Source organism: Acinetobacter sp. ANC_7503 (genome assembly GCF_056780035.1).
Genome location: NZ_JBWYJA010000003.1, coordinates 186,072 through 202,546, shown reverse-complemented (window position 1 = coordinate 202,546; position 16,475 = coordinate 186,072). Strand labels below are relative to the sequence as shown.

The following is a 16,475-nucleotide window of genomic DNA, read 5'->3' as shown; positions in this document are numbered from 1 at the left end:
CTTCCATCTGCTTGATTCATTTTGTAAAGTACGATCAGTTCGGCTATATTCATTTAGAGCAAAAATTCCCCTTATCTGGGTCTGAGCAAAATTAACGGCCAACATAGGTTTCGATCGATGTCTTATCAAAGTTCAATTTATTTTGACCCTACAGCATTACTTATTGTTAAAAAAGAAATTGATCAAATCATCGATCAGGTCGAAAATACAGTATCAGAGCTTATTGAGGATCAAACACTTCCTTTTGGGATAGATGACTCATTCATTCGACTTGAACAATCCAATCAAGTTTTTGCCATGATCCAGCTTCCTCATCTCGCACAACTTGCACACTACTGCGCGCAAGTCATGTCAAAGATGATGCAAAATCCAACTGCAAAAAACCTGAAATACGCTGCTGCATTAAGTGATGGTACAACGATGCTAAAGCGATATATCGAATTTATTTGCTTACGTGAAGTCGATGTCCCCCAATTTCTCTTAGATACACTTAACCATCTTGAGCGAGTATTGAACATCCCTTGCACAGCTTTGGGTAATGGAATTCAGACCACTCAGAAACAATTAACTTTAACACCGCAAGCTTCATCGAATCAGATTAATTCATCTGATTATTGGAATACACTATATAAAGATTGTTTAATAAAATTAGTGACGCAAAATGAAACTGAAGACTATTTTGATCGTTTTAAACTCATTGTAGATCATATAGCACTGCTCTCTCTTGAAACACCGAGTCAACAATATTGGCTTCTGATGCAAATCGCATTTAATCAACTTGACCAACTCATTCTCAGTGATGCACGCCTAAAATGGTTGGCTAAAGTTGGCAGTCAGATCCGAGAGTTTTTAAATGCACCCCAGCATTTTCAGGTCGATGAAACTGACTTTGCTAATGCTTTAGCGATTTGTATTAGCCAAGAAAACTACGATTCACAAATGCTTCGTGAGTATTTTCAAATCTCGGACAACATTTTGACTGATGTTCAACTACAAATTTTTAGTCGCCATCTGTTTGGACCTGATCAAAGAACAATCGATACCGTTGCTCACTTGATTACAGAAGAATTGAATCAATTAAGGTTAGATATTGAAAGTCACTATCAAAGTTTTACTGACGATCAAATTTTAGATATTCGCTTAAAGCTCTATCGTATGGCAAATATCTTTTTAGTGATGAATCTTAATGAAGCTTATGCAGAAATGAAACTGCAAGCAGAGCATTTTCATCGAACCTATATTCAACAAAATGCCGATTTTGCTCAACGATTAATGAACAGCATGCTGTCGGCTATGAACTCTATCGGGATTTTGAAGCGAAATTTTGCACCAACTCGCATTCAACTTGATGTGAATAATATGAATATATCACTGGATCGGTTAGATGATGCGCATGAAACGCTGCAAAAAGAAGCTCGAATTCTCTTGCAAGAACTAGGCGATAAACTTTTTCAAAACAATGATGCTCAAGACACAAATGATTTATTAAACATCACAACCAATTTAAGACAATTAAGCGGTGCTGCTCTATTTCTTGATGCTCAAATATTAAGTAATGCGCTAAAAAATAGTGCTGAGGCGGTTGAACACTATTACGATATTCAGAAATCACTCACCCACCAACAACTTCAGCACATTCTAGATGTGCTTGCCAGTCTAGAACTTCATCTTGATGGCTTGAAGTATGATTATCCTATTCATAAATCAGTATCTGAGACTGCACTCATCAGCAGTCAAAAAATTAAAGCGGTTGCCTAATGTCTGAACTCTCTGTTGCTTATATTTTTAAACAACATCAACTTCTCGTCGATGAAAACTTCCAATTACCACGTGTTGAACGTTTAGAGAGTGATCTGATTTTCCAATCTGGTGATCAAGTAATTGCACGAGATCTACATATTGAAGAAGCAATTCCTAAAGGTTATCAACTTGTGCCAATCCGACAGTTGATCACTCAATGGTCTAAGCAACAATTTGAACAAGCGAGTCGAGCAGTTCAATTATTAGAATGGCGTCGTAATCATAAATTTTGCAGTCATTGCGGTACAGTAACAGATGTGCACCGTTCAGAATATGCCATGATCTGCCCAGCATGTAATTATCACCAATACCCTCGTGTTCAACCTTGTGTCATTACGGTAATTACACGAGGTGACAATGAAATTTTGCTCGCGAAAAATGCAAAAAATAAATCCAATATGTATGGTTTGATTGCAGGTTTTGTCGAAGTTGGTGAAACTTTAGAAGAGGCTGTGCAACGCGAAACCATGGAAGAAATTGGTCTAAACGTTAAAAATATTCAATATCTTGCCAGCCAACCTTGGCCATTCCCAAGTAATTTAATGATTGCTTTTCGAGCCGAGTATGATTCAGGTGAAATTGTGCTTCAAGAAGATGAAATTAGTGATGCCCAATTCTTTAAATTTGATGACTTACCAGAAATTCCATTTGCAGGAAGTATTGCGCATGCCATGATTCAACATGTCATTCACAATACTCCTTTCAAATCTGAATAACTCAAATCCGAATCGTTATAGATTTATTTGAAGGACTCTTCTAAAACTTTCAGGATGAGAGATCGAGTTTTGAAGAGTCGATCAAATAATGTGGCAGTTGTTGCCATGATTGATACATGTCCAGTACGAGGCACCCGAATGAGCTGGCTATGATTCTCTACAGCTAACAGTGCTTGATGCATCTCTTCAGAATTATGATCTTTTACCAACGTATCTTGATCTGCTAGAAAAATATAGTGCTGAATATTATTTTTCTCTACAAAATAGTATGGCATCACCGCTTTGAAATTTACTGCTTTATCGAATGCATGTTCAGATAAATGATCACCTAGATAGTTAAAGTGATAGGGTCCAGCCAAACCAATCAACGCTTTAATTCGATCTCGTCCTTCAAAGTCAATGAATGAAGGATGGTAAATCAGTGACATCACATTAAAAGCACCAGCAGAATGTCCGATAAGCGCTATTTGATCTGCACAAATACCATATTTATCAGCACTTTTGATTAAATATTGAATTGAATCTGCAAGGTCAGTTACGTAACGAGGAAAAATATGTTCTGGCGCCAGATGATAGTTTATTACGGCGAGGTTATATCCAGCACGTGTCAAACTTTCTCCAAGAAACTTGTAATCGTCCTTACTTCCTCTACTCCATGCACCACCATGCACGAATATAACTAAAGGTTTATTCGCTGGCGCTTGGCAAACATAAAGATCCAGTCGTTGCCGAGCTTTAAGACCATAAGCAATATTTCTTTTTACAGAATAGCCTTTATTTGAGGTCAATTGATTTAATGCCAAACCACCCAAATTATATGGGCGAAAAGCATTCAGTTTTTGATTCAACTGGGTAAGTTTTAACTGAACTGATTTCGGAAAAAATTGCGCAATCTTATTCGACATTATTGGTAACTAACACCAGCATCAGGATCAATTGCGACGGGTGTTTCAACATAAGGTTGAGTACTCACCGCTGAAGGGTTCATAAGTGATGATGATTGAACACCTGCGCCTACTTGAGCAGATTCCACGTTATCAATCAAAGTAACAATTTTCGTGACATTCCCTACTCGTTGTAAAACTTCAATGAGATCTTGCTCTTCAGCTGTATTTAAGCGTCCCATCACATATAACACGCCATCTTCAGTATGAACCAAGACTTTACTGTCTGAAACAACTGGCGCACGCATAATTAAGCCACGTGTATTCGCTGTCGCAGTCGCATCTTGCATGATGGTAGAGTAACCAATTTGAGGACCAACTGTGATGTAATTATGAATAGATTTCACATCACTCATCGCTCGAACGTTATCTTCTGCTAACTGTTTCAAATGCGCATCAGGCACTTGACCTGTTAACAAGACATTACTGTGAAAGCTATTCACATTGACTCGAGATTGTTTAAAACGAGCATCCAATTTGTATAAATTGATCTTTGCTGTACGTTCAATTGAAGAGTCAATAAATACCTGACCTAAAGAACGAGCTCCACTCACCACCCCAACTGGTTCTGCGCCAGTTCCACCTGAAATAAAACTTGCACAGCCTGAAAGACTAGCAACACACGCCATCGAAATTACAATACGCTTCAACACTCAATCCGTCTCCTCGTGAAACTTGAATTTTTTCTATTGTTGGAAATGGCTTAGCTCATTCGGTTCATAGATTAATCAAGTCTGCATTTATTGTAAATGCATTTTCAATCCACTCAAGATCATAATCCATATCAGAAATTTCATGCTGTAACGGTTTTGCAATTTTTTTATGAAAATCAAAACAAAACACATCAAAACGATAATAAAACTCTGTATAGCTTGGAAATTTTTGAAGAAATGACATTGCTGTTTTCGCAATTTTAATTTGCTTGCTCGATGATATTGATTCTAGGGCTGAAGCATAGGTTGTTTTTGATCTGGCTTTGACCTCAACAAATATAAGCTCAAGATCACGTTGAGCAATCAGATCTATCTCACCATAAAGAGAATGAAAATTTCGAGCCAGCACAATATAACCCTGTGAGATCAAGATTTTTTCAGTTTGGTCTTCAGCCCATATACCTAATTGTTGAGAACTCATCCATTTAAGTCCTCTTAAATATTTTTTAATCTAAACCATGTTTTCTCGAAACACGCAGGTTTTCTTTCGATCCGATGCTCTTTAAAACTCAAATGCCCAGTCTGACCTTGAATTGATATCTGATCAGGATTCTTCGTTTTCAACATCAAATCCGCCAAACGCCAAACATCTTGACCGAAGGCATTGAGACGTTGGAATGCAGCAGTATTTTCTGTTGTTTGATTAGGTTTTTTTAAAAATTGAACCATGACTGGAACATCACAGAATTTAGTTCCCTTCGGAATATCCATATTATGATCAATAGCAAAAGCCTGAACATACAAACGTTTTGAAGGCTTATTCTTCAATGAGTTGATCCACGCCATACTGCCTAAAAGCAACACACCTTCATTTGACTTTATATCAGGCAATTGTTGGACTAGAGAAAATTTACCATGAAAATTTTTAAACACGGCATTTACAAAGCTTAAGCTCTCAGACTCAGTACCAGACTCACGCAAGATATAGAGATGCTGAACTCGATCACTTTCAATCTGTTTAATTAAAACTTGAGCATCATCAGTTTTCGATAAACTAAACTGCCACACTTTTGCATGCTTAGAAGGAACTTCATTAAGTGCTAAAACAGGAATTTTAAGCGGTTCTTTCATTATTGCTTCGACATCCTGTCTGGCTAATGGACCAATAATAAGTTTGGTGTTTTGACTGACTTGCATCTTTAGGATCTCTTTTAATCGTTTTTGATCCGAATTGACATATCTTATTGGCATTTCACTTTTAGACTTTTGATAAGCCTCATCAATACCATTTTTAATACTATTACTTGCTCGCGCCATAGGGCCTGAATCAGGTAAAATAACCAATACTTCCGCTTGGGCTTGGAAAATCATTCCACATAAGCCAATACCAATGAATTCTTTTTTTATTCTTAATAGATCCAACATGGAGAAACCTTATGAGTGCTCAGTTATTTGTTGTAGCGACGCCAATTGGGCACTTAGATGACATGACTTATAGAGCAATTGATGTTTTAAAGTCTGTCTCTCTTATCGCGGCAGAAGACACACGTCAGTCCGCTCTTTTAATGAAACACTATAATATCTCAACTCCGCTTACAGCGTGCCATGATCACAATGAAAGTAACAAAATTGATATAATTATCGATAAGTTAAAAAATGGTGAAAATGTTGCACTCGTCAGTGATGCAGGTACACCATTGATTAGTGATCCTGGTTTTAAATTGGTTCGTGCAGCTCAGGAGCATGGTATTCGTGTCGTTCCTGTTCCAGGTGCATGTGCAGCTATTGCAGCATTAAGCGCTGTAGGTCTACCCAGTGATCACTTTAGTTTTGAAGGATTTCTATCTTCGAAACAATCACAACGTCTTATTCAATTAAATAAACTGAAAGACAACACGCATACCATGATCATCTATGAGGCACCACATCGAATCCTAGACTCTGTAACGGATATGGTCTCTGTGTTCGGGGCTGACCGTGAAGTCGGGTTTGCACGTGAAATTACCAAAACCTTCGAAACAATCAAAAAAATGACCCTTGGAGATTTACAATCATTTATTGCAAATGATCATCACCAGCAAAAAGGTGAAATTGTACTGGTCATTGCTGGAGCAGCCACTGAAAAAGACATGCATCAAGAAGAATTAGATAAATTACTCAATCGCTTATTGCAAGATTTATCTGTAAAAGCAGCATCTCAACTTGCAGCTGATCTCACCGGAATCAAAAAGAAAGTCGCATATCAACGCGCGCTAGAGCTCAGTGGTGCGAATGATTAAGCAAAATAAAAAAAGCACCATATTGATGGTGCTTTTTTATTAATCTTTTATTGATTCATCAGGTGGAACTTCAGTAATACGACCACCACGTGCTAGAAAAGCAGCAACTTCATCTTCCAGTGCCTGACGTTGTTTGAGTTTAGCTGTCACTGTTAATGTTTCAGCTTCCGCGACATCGGCATCAGATACAGTAACGTCACTTACGGCCGCACCTTTTTCTGCTGCTTGTGATTCATTTTCGTCTACAACACTGTCTTCGTTGTCATCAAAATCATTTGCGTCTGTCATTTCAAACTCCCCATCAATGTTTTCACGCACCTGATTGGAACGTGCTTTGATTTTTAGAGAAATGTATCAAGCTCTTTATCGTTCGCATAGTATCTAAAGCACCTCATTTGTATATTTTTTAATCATATTGGTAAAAAAATATATACTGATGATTCTTTTTAGATCAGATTTCAATTCACTTGATATCTTGTATTACTGAGCTGACTCAAACCATTCGCTTGCGACATAAACGCCGATTTTAACGCACTGATATTTTCAACTTGTTTCAAACCAAAGTTTCTCGCCCAAACAATAGGAAAAACAGGAGCAGATTCCATCCACCCAATCATAGACATACTATGCATCATGGCATCGTTTTGAAATTTACGGCGATGCTCATATTTCAATAAAGTTTGCTCATGAGCCCAAACGCCACGTGCGTAGTCCGAAAGTAGCGCATCGCATAGAATTGCTGCATCAAGGCAACCAATATTCACCCCCTGACCTGCAAGTGGATGAATAACATGGGCTGCATCACCAATTAGCGCTAAGCCATTTTTAATATATCGTTGAGCAGCTCGTGCTTTCAGTGGGAATTTTGCTCGAGGCGTTGCGGCTAATACTTTGCCCAACATATGATGACTCTCTCTTGTCAGTAATTGTACAAAATCTTCATCTGAGAGTGACGCAAATTCGTCTGCATAATCATCTGGTAAAGTCCATACAATGGATTGCCAATGACCATATTCTTGATCTTCTAAACTTGCCATTGGGAGAAAAGCCAGTGGCCCTGTTTCTAAGAAGATTTGTCTCGCAACATGTTGATGAGCTTGTTCCGTCTTGATCGCACAGCTAATACCAGCCTGATGATAATCCAAAACATCCAAATCAATCATGGCTTGTTCACGTACGAATGAGTTTGCACCATCCGCACCAATTAAAAGTTTCGTTTTCAATTGAGTTTGATCAGCGAGATGAAGAATCCAACAACCATTTCCTTGCTCAATACGTTTCACTTGAATCTGAGTACGGTAATCATCAATCTGGTCGATCATCATGCTCTGAATCGCAAGGTTCAAGATACTTGGTTCGACCATTGAACCTAATATTTGTGCTTGATCAGGTTTAGAATGCGCTGATGTTCCAAAATTGATTTCACCAAAGCCATTTTTGTTCCACACCTGCATTCCCGTGTAGGGTTGTTGACGAGCCAACTTATCCCATACATCAACATGCTTAAGCAAATGAATAGTGGCTTGACTCAATGCAAGTACACGAGGATTCAATGATTTTAAGGTCTTCTCGTGATCCAATATCGGTGCTGCATCAAGTACAGTCGCTTGAACTCCACCTTTAGCCAGCAATAAAGCAGCTAATCCTCCGACTAAACCACCGCCCACAATCACGACATCTAAAATAGCATCATTCATGCTTTTAACCCCATTGCATAATTGGCAACGAGTGGCTTAATACCTGGAATATTTTCAAAGCACATTAGACCTGTATTTCGCACAAATTTTAGGATTGGATTTTGATTACTAAAGCCTCGCACCACAGAATCACAAAACTTGATCACACGTTGCTGATCTTTGAGTCGAGATTTTTCATACTCTTTCAGTACAGCAGCTTCACCTAAATCGGCATTTTTGATGACTTGTTGTTTTAAATATCGGGTCAATACATATGCATCACGCATACACAAATTAAAACCCTGACCTGCGACTGGATGAATCGTATGAGCAGCATTACCCATAAGTACAACTCGTCCTACTGCTTGTTTTTCAGCCAAAACCTGAGACAAAGGAAAACTAAATCTACGTCCAGTTTTCTCAAATTTTCCAGCTCGATCGCCATACGTTTTTTGAAGAGCATCTAAAAAATGCTGATCATTTCCATCACCTAGCCACTCTCCCTCAGTACCTTTAGGCACTGGCCAAACAACAGAGCGACGGTATTCACCAGGTAAAGGCAACAATGCTAAAGGACCAAGTGGGCTGAAACGTTCAAAACCGACATGGGAGTGAGGTTTGGATGTCTGCACTGTAGTGACAATCGCCACTTGATCATAATCACACACTGATGCACCAACACCGAGTGCTTTTCGACAGAAAGAATCACGTCCATCTGCTGCTATGACTAATTTGGATTGAAACTGCAAATGTTCATTCGCTTTTAATGCTTCAAGATAAGCTAAATTCTCATCCTGTTTAAGCGACGTCACTTGAACACCATCAATTAACTCAATGAGTGGATTTTTTTTGACCTCTGATAACAATACTCGTCCAAGCCATGCATTCTCAATCACTTGACCAAAGCTCTCTACTTTCTCTTGAGCCGCGATTAAACGTGCCTTACCGAAGCTTCCTTCTTCTGTGATATTTACTTCTAAAATAGGCGTTGCATATTGTTGCAGTGAATCCCAAATTTCCAATTCTTGATAAATTTGCACGCTTCGACGTGACAGCGCACTATTACGGGCATCAAAACTTGAATGATATGGTGCAAGGTTAGCATCATCATAGTTAGGATAGCTGATCGCCTCTAACAATTTCACTGCAATGTTAGTTTTAGCCAGCATAAGAGCAAGGCTTAATCCGACCATTCCACCACCGACAATGATGACTTCTTGTTGCATGTTTTGATCCTTATAAAAGCAAGCAATAGCTGCATACACATAAATTCTTAATCAAATTCATCTTACAATAAAGTTTTTACTTTTTATAATGAATTAGCGTTATTGAAGATGAAGCCATAATTCATTTTTCAATATTGAATATGACATTAAAAAAAAGCCGATGTTTCCATCGACTTTTTAGATTTGTGAAAATGGTTAACTCGCCATCAAGGCTTCGATATCTTCAATGGTTTTTACTACTTTAGCAGTCAGGTTTCTCGGTCCATCTTGAGTGACAACAATATCATCTTCAATGCGAATACCAATCCCTCTCCATTTTGGATCGACAGTTTCATCATCAGGGGCAATATATAAACCTGGTTCAATGGTCACCACCATACCTTCTTGATATGTTCGCCATTCTCCATCGACTTTATATGCCCCTACGTCATGAACATCCATGCCTAACCAGTGACCAGTTCCATGCATATAAAATTGACGATAGGCTTCTGTCTCAATGATTTCATCGAGATCACCCTGCATGATTCCAAGATTAAGCAAGCCTTGCACTAAAATACGAACAGCAACGTAGTGTGGCTCTTTATAAGAGTTACCAATTCTAACCGCATCTATTGCAGCGATTTGTGCATCGAGCACTATATTATAGAGCGCCTTTTGTTCAGGATTAAATTTACCATTTACTGGAAACGTCCGTGTGATATCTGACGCGTAAAATTCATATTCACAAGCTGCATCTATTAAAACTAAATCGCCGTCATTAAGTTGTTTGTTATTTTCAACATAGTGCAATATACAAGCATTTTCACCACCACCCACAATACTGTTATACGATGGTACACAACCATTTTTACCAAAAATATAATTCAGCTCCGCTTCCAAAGCATATTCCATCATTCCTGGTCGTACAGATTTCATCGCTTGCGTATGTGCTTGAGCAGAAATATCAGATGCGATTTGCATTAACTCTATTTCTTTTGGCTCTTTGTGTAGACGCATCTCATCTAAAATTGTATCTAACTGAATCAATTGTGTCGGTGCAGCGGTACCACGTCGGCTTTCACCACTTGCTTCTGCAATCCATTTTGTAATTTTTGCATCAAAACTGGCTTGTTGACCAATTCTATAAAATAATCTTTCTTTTCCTTGAAGCTTTGCGATGATTTCTTCGTCTAGTAGATCAATCGCATAAGCTTCATCCGCATCATAATCATCGACTGCACCATCAATCCCTGCACGGTAACCTGTCCAGATTTCCATCTGTCGATTGCGTTCACGACAAAATAAACTGTAGGTATAACCTTCTTCTTCAGTATCAAATGTTTCAATTACAGCAACTGCTTCAGGCTCTGCAAATCCTGTTAGATAAAAAAAGCTGCTATCAGCGCGATATTTATAATCAGCATCACGATTTCTAAACATTTCTTCACGTGTTGCAATAATTGCAATGCTTCTTAGGCCTATTTCAGCGGCTAATTGATCACGTCGTTTTTGAAAATCTGATTGAGTAAGTTTCATATCTTTTCTGCAGCTTAGGCTATTTAATTTAAGAAAATACAGTACTACTTATATGTTAAGTAGTACTCTTGATTGAATGTAATCAACTTGGTCGATGAGGTGTAAACATCTCAACGACACTTTGCTCATTTTTTTTCGAAATTGTTGGTTTTACATGTTTCAGTAATGAGCTTTCTTCAACAGCAATCTTGGTTCGTCCAACAGATAAACTCACTGGAATTAATCGAACAAATTCATAAAGTTCTTGATAGCTAATTTCACCTTCTTCATCATTATCAGAATCTTCAAACTCGACTGCTGCAATATCTTGCAAGTGTTCAATCAACTCAGCTTCATCAGCACGAATATGCCCAGACGCTAATCCAAACCCCAATACCACTCCTGCACACCAATCTGCTAAAGCTTGAACACGCTCAGACAATACATGTTCATCATCAGGCAAAATGGGTAAATAATCTAATTCATCTTCTGATAAAGCATGCGAAACATCTTCAGATTCCTCAGCCAGTAAATTAAGCGCCGTAGGTTCTAATTGAGGCACATTCAATGTAGACAAAATTTGTATCCACTCCTCATGAGATGGCGGTTCAGTTACACAAACAATACCTGTAAGTAGACCATGTAACTCACTAGGACTAGTAATTTCCTCAATTGAACCGAATTGTTGGTTCCAATCTGTCCAACCTGAAATATCGTCTTGCATTCGCTTTTCCAATCTCTATACTTCTGTATATATTACCTTTGATTGCGAAACTACGCGACCTCGTTATGTTAGAACAATTACAGCGTTTACAAACGCATTTAGGCACGCTTAAACATCGTTTGTCCGAAACCGAACAAATGAATAGTTCTCTTGAAGCTAAGCAGAAAGAACTTCAGGAAACTCATCAAACTCAAACTGCTCAAAAAAATAGCGTCATCACTCAAAAGCAAGAACAGATTGAAAGTCTAAATGACAAATACAATCAATTGGATGGTATTTATAAAACTTTAAATCAAGATGCTACTGCTTTAGCAGAACGTTATAGTCGTTTAGAAAAGAGTTGTACTGATTTAAAAAATAGATTTCAGGAAATCTTGGCTGAAAGGAATGAGTTGAGAGTCATCAAAGAAAAAATGTTGGCTGAACAACGTCAAGCTCAAAAAGAAATTGATGAATTGAAGGCTGAAAATCAACGTTTAATCAAAAAAAATGAACTCGCTAAAACTAAGGTTGAGCAAATCATTCAACGATTGGCCATTTTAGGTACTGATCAAGATCATCATGCCCAAGAAATCCAACAATTAGAAAATCCGGCTGAACAAAATGAGGAAGCATAATTATGTCTGAAGTCGTTACAGTCGAGTTAAGACTAATTGAACAAACATTTAGACTTTCAACCACTCAAGATCGGAAAGATGATTTACAACGTGCTGGTGATTTGCTGAATGAGAAATTTCAAGAATTTCGTAGAAAAGCACCTAACGTAGAACACAATAAGCTCGTTATCATGGTGGCTTTAGAGCTTATGCAAGAAGTTTTAACAATGAACAAATCCTTACAAGAATATTCTCATTGTGAACGCTTACTTGCAACAATCTTGGAAGACGTTGAAGAAACTGTATAAATTTGATCTAAGTTTGCACAGTCAGTTTTACTGAGTGAATTATCACGCAAATAATGGGTACACCAAGGTTTGCCAATCTCACTCATTTCGTTATACTTAATTTAACTCTGGGATGTTCGCCAGCGGGTCTATTCCCCTGCCGATACTTAAACTTATGGATTGTGTTCTGTATATTTAGAGCGTATGCCCACCTCGAGTGGGAAACCCAGCAAGTATACGTCGCGTCCACCTTGAACTCGTCGGGTTCAGGGTAACGACACATGCAGCGGCATCTCCGGAGTCTTTATTTTATTTTCTCTTTTTTCTTATTATTTTATTTTCTCTTTTTTCTTATTTTTGAATAAACATCCTTGTGCTTTATCCCAAATTAATAATCAATATTAATAATTTTTGATTTTTATCACATTATCATCACCATAAACAAATTATTACACACTTTTCTAAAATAAATATATTTAATCCTCAATATTATTTAATTATTTAAACCTATTGCTTTATATATATTTAACAATATAAAAAAATTGACATATTATTTGTAAATTTGGTTAATAATGACCTAGTAACTTTTCTAAAATTTAAATTATTATTCCCCATAATAGAAATTACACAAAAAGTATTTCATTTTAATGTCTTCTTATTGTTTAAAGACTTCATATTATTAGTCAAACATTATAAACAATGAGAATAGATTTATATTTAAAGGAAGAGAATATGTCTAAATTAGCAAAATTGGCTGGGGTTGCGAGTATTGCTGCATTACTAAGTGCATGTGGTGGTGGAAGTGACTCGAAGCTTGACACGCCAAATGATAATTATATTAAACCAGGCGATGTGAGCTCTACATTTATACCTTTTAAAGATAAAGATTTTTTAACAAAACTTAAAGAAACGCTTGGTTTTTCAGAATCTTTAAATGTCATGGATGATCGATTTAATCAAGCATTAGGGCACATGATTGGCGAAACATTGGGTGATGGACCCATTACTCGTACAGGTAGAGTAATTGAATTAACAGATCAAGGAACAAGTGCATTTACAATTTTTAGAAATTTAATTTGTACTGAGCTAACTAAAAGTGGAACTACTCAAATAATCAAGCTAAAAAGTGGTAATGATTCTTGTGCTACTAGTTTCGGCAAGGAAGTCGTAACATTTAAAGGAGGATCTATTTCGCTTACTGAAACATTAAGCTCAACCACAGTAGAGTTTAATAATGCGCTTTATACACCGTGGACTGATACATCTAAACTATATTTAGTCACTGGTAAAATTGTAAAAGATACAGTTGGTTCTAATGGCGCAATTTATTCTGTAAAAGATCCTTTAAAATTCCAGATTTTAGATAAAAACAACCCTAGCACTACATTGGAATATATGGGGCTACAAGATTATGAATACCGTTTCTTTGATGATCAATTACAAAGTGTGTCAAGTAAAGGTACAATCGTTGGCCAACCTAAAGATGCTAATTTTTCATATGCATTCAACTTCAGTGTAACTCAACCCTTCGAAAAAGAGTCGTGGAGAATTTACCCGAAAGCAGGCGGTAAGTTAGAAATTATTGATGAGTACAATCAAAAGATTGTCGTTGAACAAACTAAAGATTATTCATCATCCGCATCAGTTCGCTTTAATTCAGGCGTGCCAGCTAATGTGTCTTGGAGCGATATCGTTAAAAAGAAATAGGCATAAAGCCCCCATCTGGGGGCTTTTTTAACCATTTAATTTCATGTGTTGCGCGTTCTCTGACATTCTAAGCTGCTCATAATGCACTGGATCATATGCGCATGCACTTATCAACAAAGTATAAGTAACCACTGCGATAAAAATTTTCATCTCACGTTTACTCATGAACCAAGATGTGAGTAATTTAACGCATGGCTAAAAACAAATAAAACCGATTAAAATTATAAAAACCATCTATTTTATAGATTATTAGTTACTCATCTTGAAGCGCACACTCATAATTCTTAGGATCATCACTACATCGTATCTTTTTAAGGATAGACATCATTTCAGGATGATAATGCCCTTCTTTTGTCATCTGAATTCTAGCTTCGCGCATAATTTTCAAATATCCAGGTTTCTCAGCATCTCTTATATTCATCCAAAATTGAGAATCAATTTTAGATTCAGTTTGATCAATAAATTTATAAGCTGGTGTTAATTGCTTGGAAATAATCTCCCTTGCTATGGGCCCCATTCCAGCAGGAAATTTATTTCGATGCATAATCAATGTACCCGTCACTTGAACCAGTGGAAAACGAATAATTGCGCCTCGTACCTCGCCCTTGTTTGTCATTCCACGATAGAGTTCCAAAGGTTCAAATAAGATTGCAGGTGCTGCGATAATATCAACTTCCTTATTGTTGAATTTTCCGCCTACAGAAGTTAAATCCACTGAAACTGGTTGAGCACCAACATTTTGGACTAATTTTTTTTGGGTTGCGTCAAAACTCATTACAGCAACTTTTTTCCCAGCTGCTTTAGATAAAGTATCAATTTTACGATCATTTACCATAATATAAGCAGCACCTAAAGGCACAATACCGACAATCTCATAATCCTTATTGACCATTTTCGAGTCAAATTCAGGTCTTGCTAACAGCTGAATCACTTTAGTCAGTTGTTTATAGTTTTGAACTGCACCTATTGCATCAATACTTCCAACAAAAGGGTTGAATTGCTTAGCACGTAAATTACTTATTCCAGCACCATCACAACGTTTACTTCTAAAGTCTTCAGTTAAAACCCGTTCATCTGTATAGACTTTTAAATTAACTTCAGTGGATGTTTTTTGCTTTAATTTTGGATAATTCAAATCTATCTGCATTTGTAGCTTAGCCGTACGATTGACAGTCATTTGCACGCCAAAATCTTGAGCAACTTTAGCAATTCGTGGTAATTCACTCATATAGCTCGTCGCTTGCTCAAATGCTTCACCATGAGCACCGCTCGGTGAATACACACATAAGGTGACTTGTTTCGGAATCTGTTGCCAAACTTTTGGATCATTCAGTAGTTTTTTTATTTTATTCACAGAATGGCTGGACAATGATAAATCCAACTTAGAGTTAGTTTGAGCATTTACATGATTTGTGATTAGACCAGAAAGACTAATTACTGTCGTGAGCATAACCATACGATAAGCATGCTTGCTCTTTTTAAATAGACTACCGTTTTTTTTATTTTTCATTATCGTTCCCTTTTCTATTCTTTATGATCAGAGCTTCATTGATCTGATAGAGTTCAGCTTATCGGCTTCAATTAAAAATTAAATTGACCCCAATCTTTTATTTGTTACACCTAGGGTAAATGAAAAATATACTATCGAAAATATTCAAATCAGGTTGATTAAACCTGAGTAAAAATCGATAAACTACTTACCCTTACACATGCACTTAGATTGGTACAGTTTGAAATGCAGTTGCAGACACAACTTTTAAGAAAAAATCTACGTTCTCGTAGAAGACAACTCTCAATTTTTACGCAACGACGTTCTGCTTTTCAGATTTTGTCAAAAATCCAATCTCATTCTAAATTTAAATCTGCACAAAAAATTGGGATTTATTTAGATGCATTCGGTGAAGTTCAAACACATATCCTAATCATGCATTGCTTTTCAAAGCATAAAGTCGTCTATCTCCCAAAAGTCTCCAGACTTGATTCAACTTTAAAATGGGTTCCAATTTCAAAGCATCAATATCTAAATAAACGTTTTACTAAACATAAATTAGGCATGTATGAGCCTATGCATAGATTGGGGAAAAATGTACAACAAATTGATTTACTGTTGATGCCCCTAGTAGCCTGTGATTATCATGGAACACGTATGGGTATGGGAGGTGGCTTTTATGATAGAACGTTAAAGCATGCGAGCAATCAACCATATCGCATCGGTTTAGCGCATGACTTTCAATTAATCTTAGATCCTTTAAAGCGCCAACCTTGGGATCAGCCATTAGATGAGTTAATCACCCCTAGAAAACGATTAAAATTCAAACGAAGAATATTAATTCACCCTAAATCCAACTGAATTTATCAAGATTAGTAGAAATA

Annotated in this window: 17 protein-coding genes and 1 other RNA gene; 8 read left to right on the top strand and 10 right to left on the bottom strand. The window is 37.1% G+C overall.

Annotation, left to right across the window (positions count from 1 at the left end):
* Positions 1-117: 117 nt before the first annotated feature.
* Positions 118-1,758 carry a chemotaxis protein gene (locus AC1M9M_RS06125; protein ID WP_481595868.1) on the top strand — a complete coding sequence of 547 codons (1,641 nt, stop codon included), beginning with the start codon at positions 118-120 and terminating at the stop codon, positions 1,756-1,758.
* Positions 1,758-2,516 carry an NAD(+) diphosphatase gene (gene nudC, locus AC1M9M_RS06120; RefSeq protein WP_481595867.1) on the top strand — a complete coding sequence of 253 codons (759 nt, stop codon included), beginning with the start codon at positions 1,758-1,760 and terminating at the stop codon, positions 2,514-2,516. Before AC1M9M_RS06125 ends, nudC begins: the two co-directional genes overlap by 1 nt.
* Before the next feature lie 23 nt (positions 2,517-2,539).
* Here the strand turns inward: nudC and AC1M9M_RS06115 are convergent, their stop codons facing one another.
* From AC1M9M_RS06115 to AC1M9M_RS06100, 4 genes are all read right to left on the bottom strand, one after another.
* Positions 2,540-3,421 (bottom strand): alpha/beta hydrolase, encoded by an 882-nt coding sequence (locus tag AC1M9M_RS06115; RefSeq protein ID WP_092766808.1) that lies wholly within the window; start codon positions 3,419-3,421, stop codon positions 2,540-2,542.
* On the bottom strand, positions 3,421-4,113 hold the full coding sequence (locus AC1M9M_RS06110) for a BON domain-containing protein (protein WP_035266827.1): 693 nt from the start codon (positions 4,111-4,113) through the stop codon (positions 3,421-3,423). Before AC1M9M_RS06110 ends, AC1M9M_RS06115 begins: the two co-directional genes overlap by 1 nt.
* 64 nt (positions 4,114-4,177) lie before the next feature.
* Entirely contained in the window at positions 4,178-4,594 is a 417-nt protein-coding gene (locus tag AC1M9M_RS06105) for a YraN family protein (RefSeq protein WP_180027924.1), read from the bottom strand.
* A gap of 14 nt (positions 4,595-4,608) precedes the next feature.
* Positions 4,609-5,538, bottom strand: coding sequence for a penicillin-binding protein activator (locus AC1M9M_RS06100; RefSeq protein ID WP_481595866.1), 930 nt, complete (start codon positions 5,536-5,538; stop codon positions 4,609-4,611).
* A gap of 11 nt (positions 5,539-5,549) precedes the next feature.
* Here AC1M9M_RS06100 and rsmI point away from each other — a divergent pair, with 11 nt between their 5' ends.
* Complete coding sequence (gene rsmI, locus AC1M9M_RS06095; protein WP_481595865.1) at positions 5,550-6,392, top strand: 16S rRNA (cytidine(1402)-2'-O)-methyltransferase; 843 nt, start codon at positions 5,550-5,552, stop codon at positions 6,390-6,392.
* 39 nt (positions 6,393-6,431) lie between these two features.
* On the opposite strand, the gene AC1M9M_RS06090 is transcribed toward rsmI, so the two are convergent.
* From AC1M9M_RS06090 to AC1M9M_RS06070, 5 genes are all read right to left on the bottom strand, one after another.
* The gene (locus AC1M9M_RS06090; RefSeq protein ID WP_035269751.1) at positions 6,432-6,680 is read right to left on the bottom strand and encodes a hypothetical protein; all 249 of its coding nucleotides are present in this window, start codon (positions 6,678-6,680) and stop codon (positions 6,432-6,434) included.
* Between the two features lie 170 nt (positions 6,681-6,850).
* A complete protein-coding gene (locus AC1M9M_RS06085; RefSeq protein WP_481595864.1) occupies positions 6,851-8,089 on the bottom strand; it encodes an FAD-dependent monooxygenase in 1,239 nt (412 codons plus the stop codon).
* Positions 8,086-9,294, bottom strand: coding sequence for an FAD-dependent oxidoreductase (locus AC1M9M_RS06080; RefSeq protein WP_481595863.1), 1,209 nt, complete (start codon positions 9,292-9,294; stop codon positions 8,086-8,088). Before AC1M9M_RS06080 ends, AC1M9M_RS06085 begins: the two co-directional genes overlap by 4 nt.
* Positions 9,295-9,489: 195 nt before the next feature.
* Positions 9,490-10,809 carry a Xaa-Pro aminopeptidase gene (gene pepP, locus AC1M9M_RS06075; protein ID WP_481595862.1) on the bottom strand — a complete coding sequence of 440 codons (1,320 nt, stop codon included), beginning with the start codon at positions 10,807-10,809 and terminating at the stop codon, positions 9,490-9,492.
* 82 nt (positions 10,810-10,891) lie between these two features.
* Entirely contained in the window at positions 10,892-11,512 is a 621-nt protein-coding gene (locus AC1M9M_RS06070) for a UPF0149 family protein (protein ID WP_092766815.1), read from the bottom strand.
* Positions 11,513-11,577: 65 nt separating this feature from the next.
* Between AC1M9M_RS06070 and AC1M9M_RS06065 the strand changes: the two genes are divergently transcribed.
* From AC1M9M_RS06065 to AC1M9M_RS06050, 4 genes are all read left to right on the top strand, one after another.
* Complete coding sequence (locus tag AC1M9M_RS06065) at positions 11,578-12,129, top strand: hypothetical protein (protein WP_035269763.1); 552 nt, start codon at positions 11,578-11,580, stop codon at positions 12,127-12,129.
* Positions 12,130-12,131: 2 nt separating this feature from the next.
* Positions 12,132-12,416 carry a cell division protein ZapA gene (locus AC1M9M_RS06060; RefSeq protein WP_481595861.1) on the top strand — a complete coding sequence of 95 codons (285 nt, stop codon included), beginning with the start codon at positions 12,132-12,134 and terminating at the stop codon, positions 12,414-12,416.
* Positions 12,417-12,517: 101 nt separating this feature from the next.
* Positions 12,518-12,701, top strand: a non-coding RNA gene (ssrS, locus tag AC1M9M_RS06055) — 6S RNA.
* A gap of 426 nt (positions 12,702-13,127) precedes the next feature.
* On the top strand, positions 13,128-14,102 hold the full coding sequence (locus AC1M9M_RS06050) for a hypothetical protein (protein WP_481595860.1): 975 nt from the start codon (positions 13,128-13,130) through the stop codon (positions 14,100-14,102).
* A 253-nt stretch (positions 14,103-14,355) separates the two neighbouring features.
* Here AC1M9M_RS06050 and AC1M9M_RS06045 read toward each other — a convergent pair whose 3' ends face one another.
* Positions 14,356-15,552: a putative solute-binding protein gene (locus tag AC1M9M_RS06045; RefSeq protein ID WP_481595893.1), complete on the bottom strand. Its 1,197-nt coding sequence runs from the start codon at positions 15,550-15,552 to the stop codon at positions 14,356-14,358.
* 285 nt (positions 15,553-15,837) lie between these two features.
* Here AC1M9M_RS06045 and AC1M9M_RS06040 point away from each other — a divergent pair, with 285 nt between their 5' ends.
* Positions 15,838-16,452 carry a 5-formyltetrahydrofolate cyclo-ligase gene (locus AC1M9M_RS06040; RefSeq protein ID WP_481595859.1) on the top strand — a complete coding sequence of 205 codons (615 nt, stop codon included), beginning with the start codon at positions 15,838-15,840 and terminating at the stop codon, positions 16,450-16,452.
* Positions 16,453-16,475 lie beyond the last annotated feature (23 nt).

Excerpts from the sequence above, each read along its gene's own strand:
- AC1M9M_RS06065 (WP_035269763.1), top strand. The coding sequence starts at position 11,578 with ATGTTAGAACAATTACAGCGTTTACAAACGCATTTAGGCACGCTTAAA.
- AC1M9M_RS06085 (WP_481595864.1), bottom strand. The coding sequence starts at position 8,089 with ATGAATGATGCTATTTTAGATGTCGTGATTGTGGGCGGTGGTTTAGTC.
- pepP (WP_481595862.1), bottom strand. The coding sequence starts at position 10,809 with ATGAAACTTACTCAATCAGATTTTCAAAAACGACGTGATCAATTAGCC.
- AC1M9M_RS06080 (WP_481595863.1), bottom strand. The coding sequence starts at position 9,294 with ATGCAACAAGAAGTCATCATTGTCGGTGGTGGAATGGTCGGATTAAGC.
- AC1M9M_RS06050 (WP_481595860.1), top strand. The coding sequence starts at position 13,128 with ATGTCTAAATTAGCAAAATTGGCTGGGGTTGCGAGTATTGCTGCATTA.
- AC1M9M_RS06045 (WP_481595893.1), bottom strand. The coding sequence starts at position 15,552 with ATGCTCACGACAGTAATTAGTCTTTCTGGTCTAATCACAAATCATGTA.
- AC1M9M_RS06100 (WP_481595866.1), bottom strand. The coding sequence starts at position 5,538 with ATGTTGGATCTATTAAGAATAAAAAAAGAATTCATTGGTATTGGCTTA.
- AC1M9M_RS06115 (WP_092766808.1), bottom strand. The coding sequence starts at position 3,421 with ATGTCGAATAAGATTGCGCAATTTTTTCCGAAATCAGTTCAGTTAAAA.
- nudC (WP_481595867.1), top strand. The coding sequence starts at position 1,758 with ATGTCTGAACTCTCTGTTGCTTATATTTTTAAACAACATCAACTTCTC.
- AC1M9M_RS06040 (WP_481595859.1), top strand. The coding sequence starts at position 15,838 with ATGCAGTTGCAGACACAACTTTTAAGAAAAAATCTACGTTCTCGTAGA.
- AC1M9M_RS06090 (WP_035269751.1), bottom strand. The coding sequence starts at position 6,680 with ATGACAGACGCAAATGATTTTGATGACAACGAAGACAGTGTTGTAGAC.
- AC1M9M_RS06105 (WP_180027924.1), bottom strand. The coding sequence starts at position 4,594 with ATGAGTTCTCAACAATTAGGTATATGGGCTGAAGACCAAACTGAAAAA.
- AC1M9M_RS06070 (WP_092766815.1), bottom strand. The coding sequence starts at position 11,512 with ATGCAAGACGATATTTCAGGTTGGACAGATTGGAACCAACAATTCGGT.
- AC1M9M_RS06060 (WP_481595861.1), top strand. The coding sequence starts at position 12,132 with ATGTCTGAAGTCGTTACAGTCGAGTTAAGACTAATTGAACAAACATTT.
- AC1M9M_RS06125 (WP_481595868.1), top strand. The coding sequence starts at position 118 with ATGTCTTATCAAAGTTCAATTTATTTTGACCCTACAGCATTACTTATT.
- rsmI (WP_481595865.1), top strand. The coding sequence starts at position 5,550 with ATGAGTGCTCAGTTATTTGTTGTAGCGACGCCAATTGGGCACTTAGAT.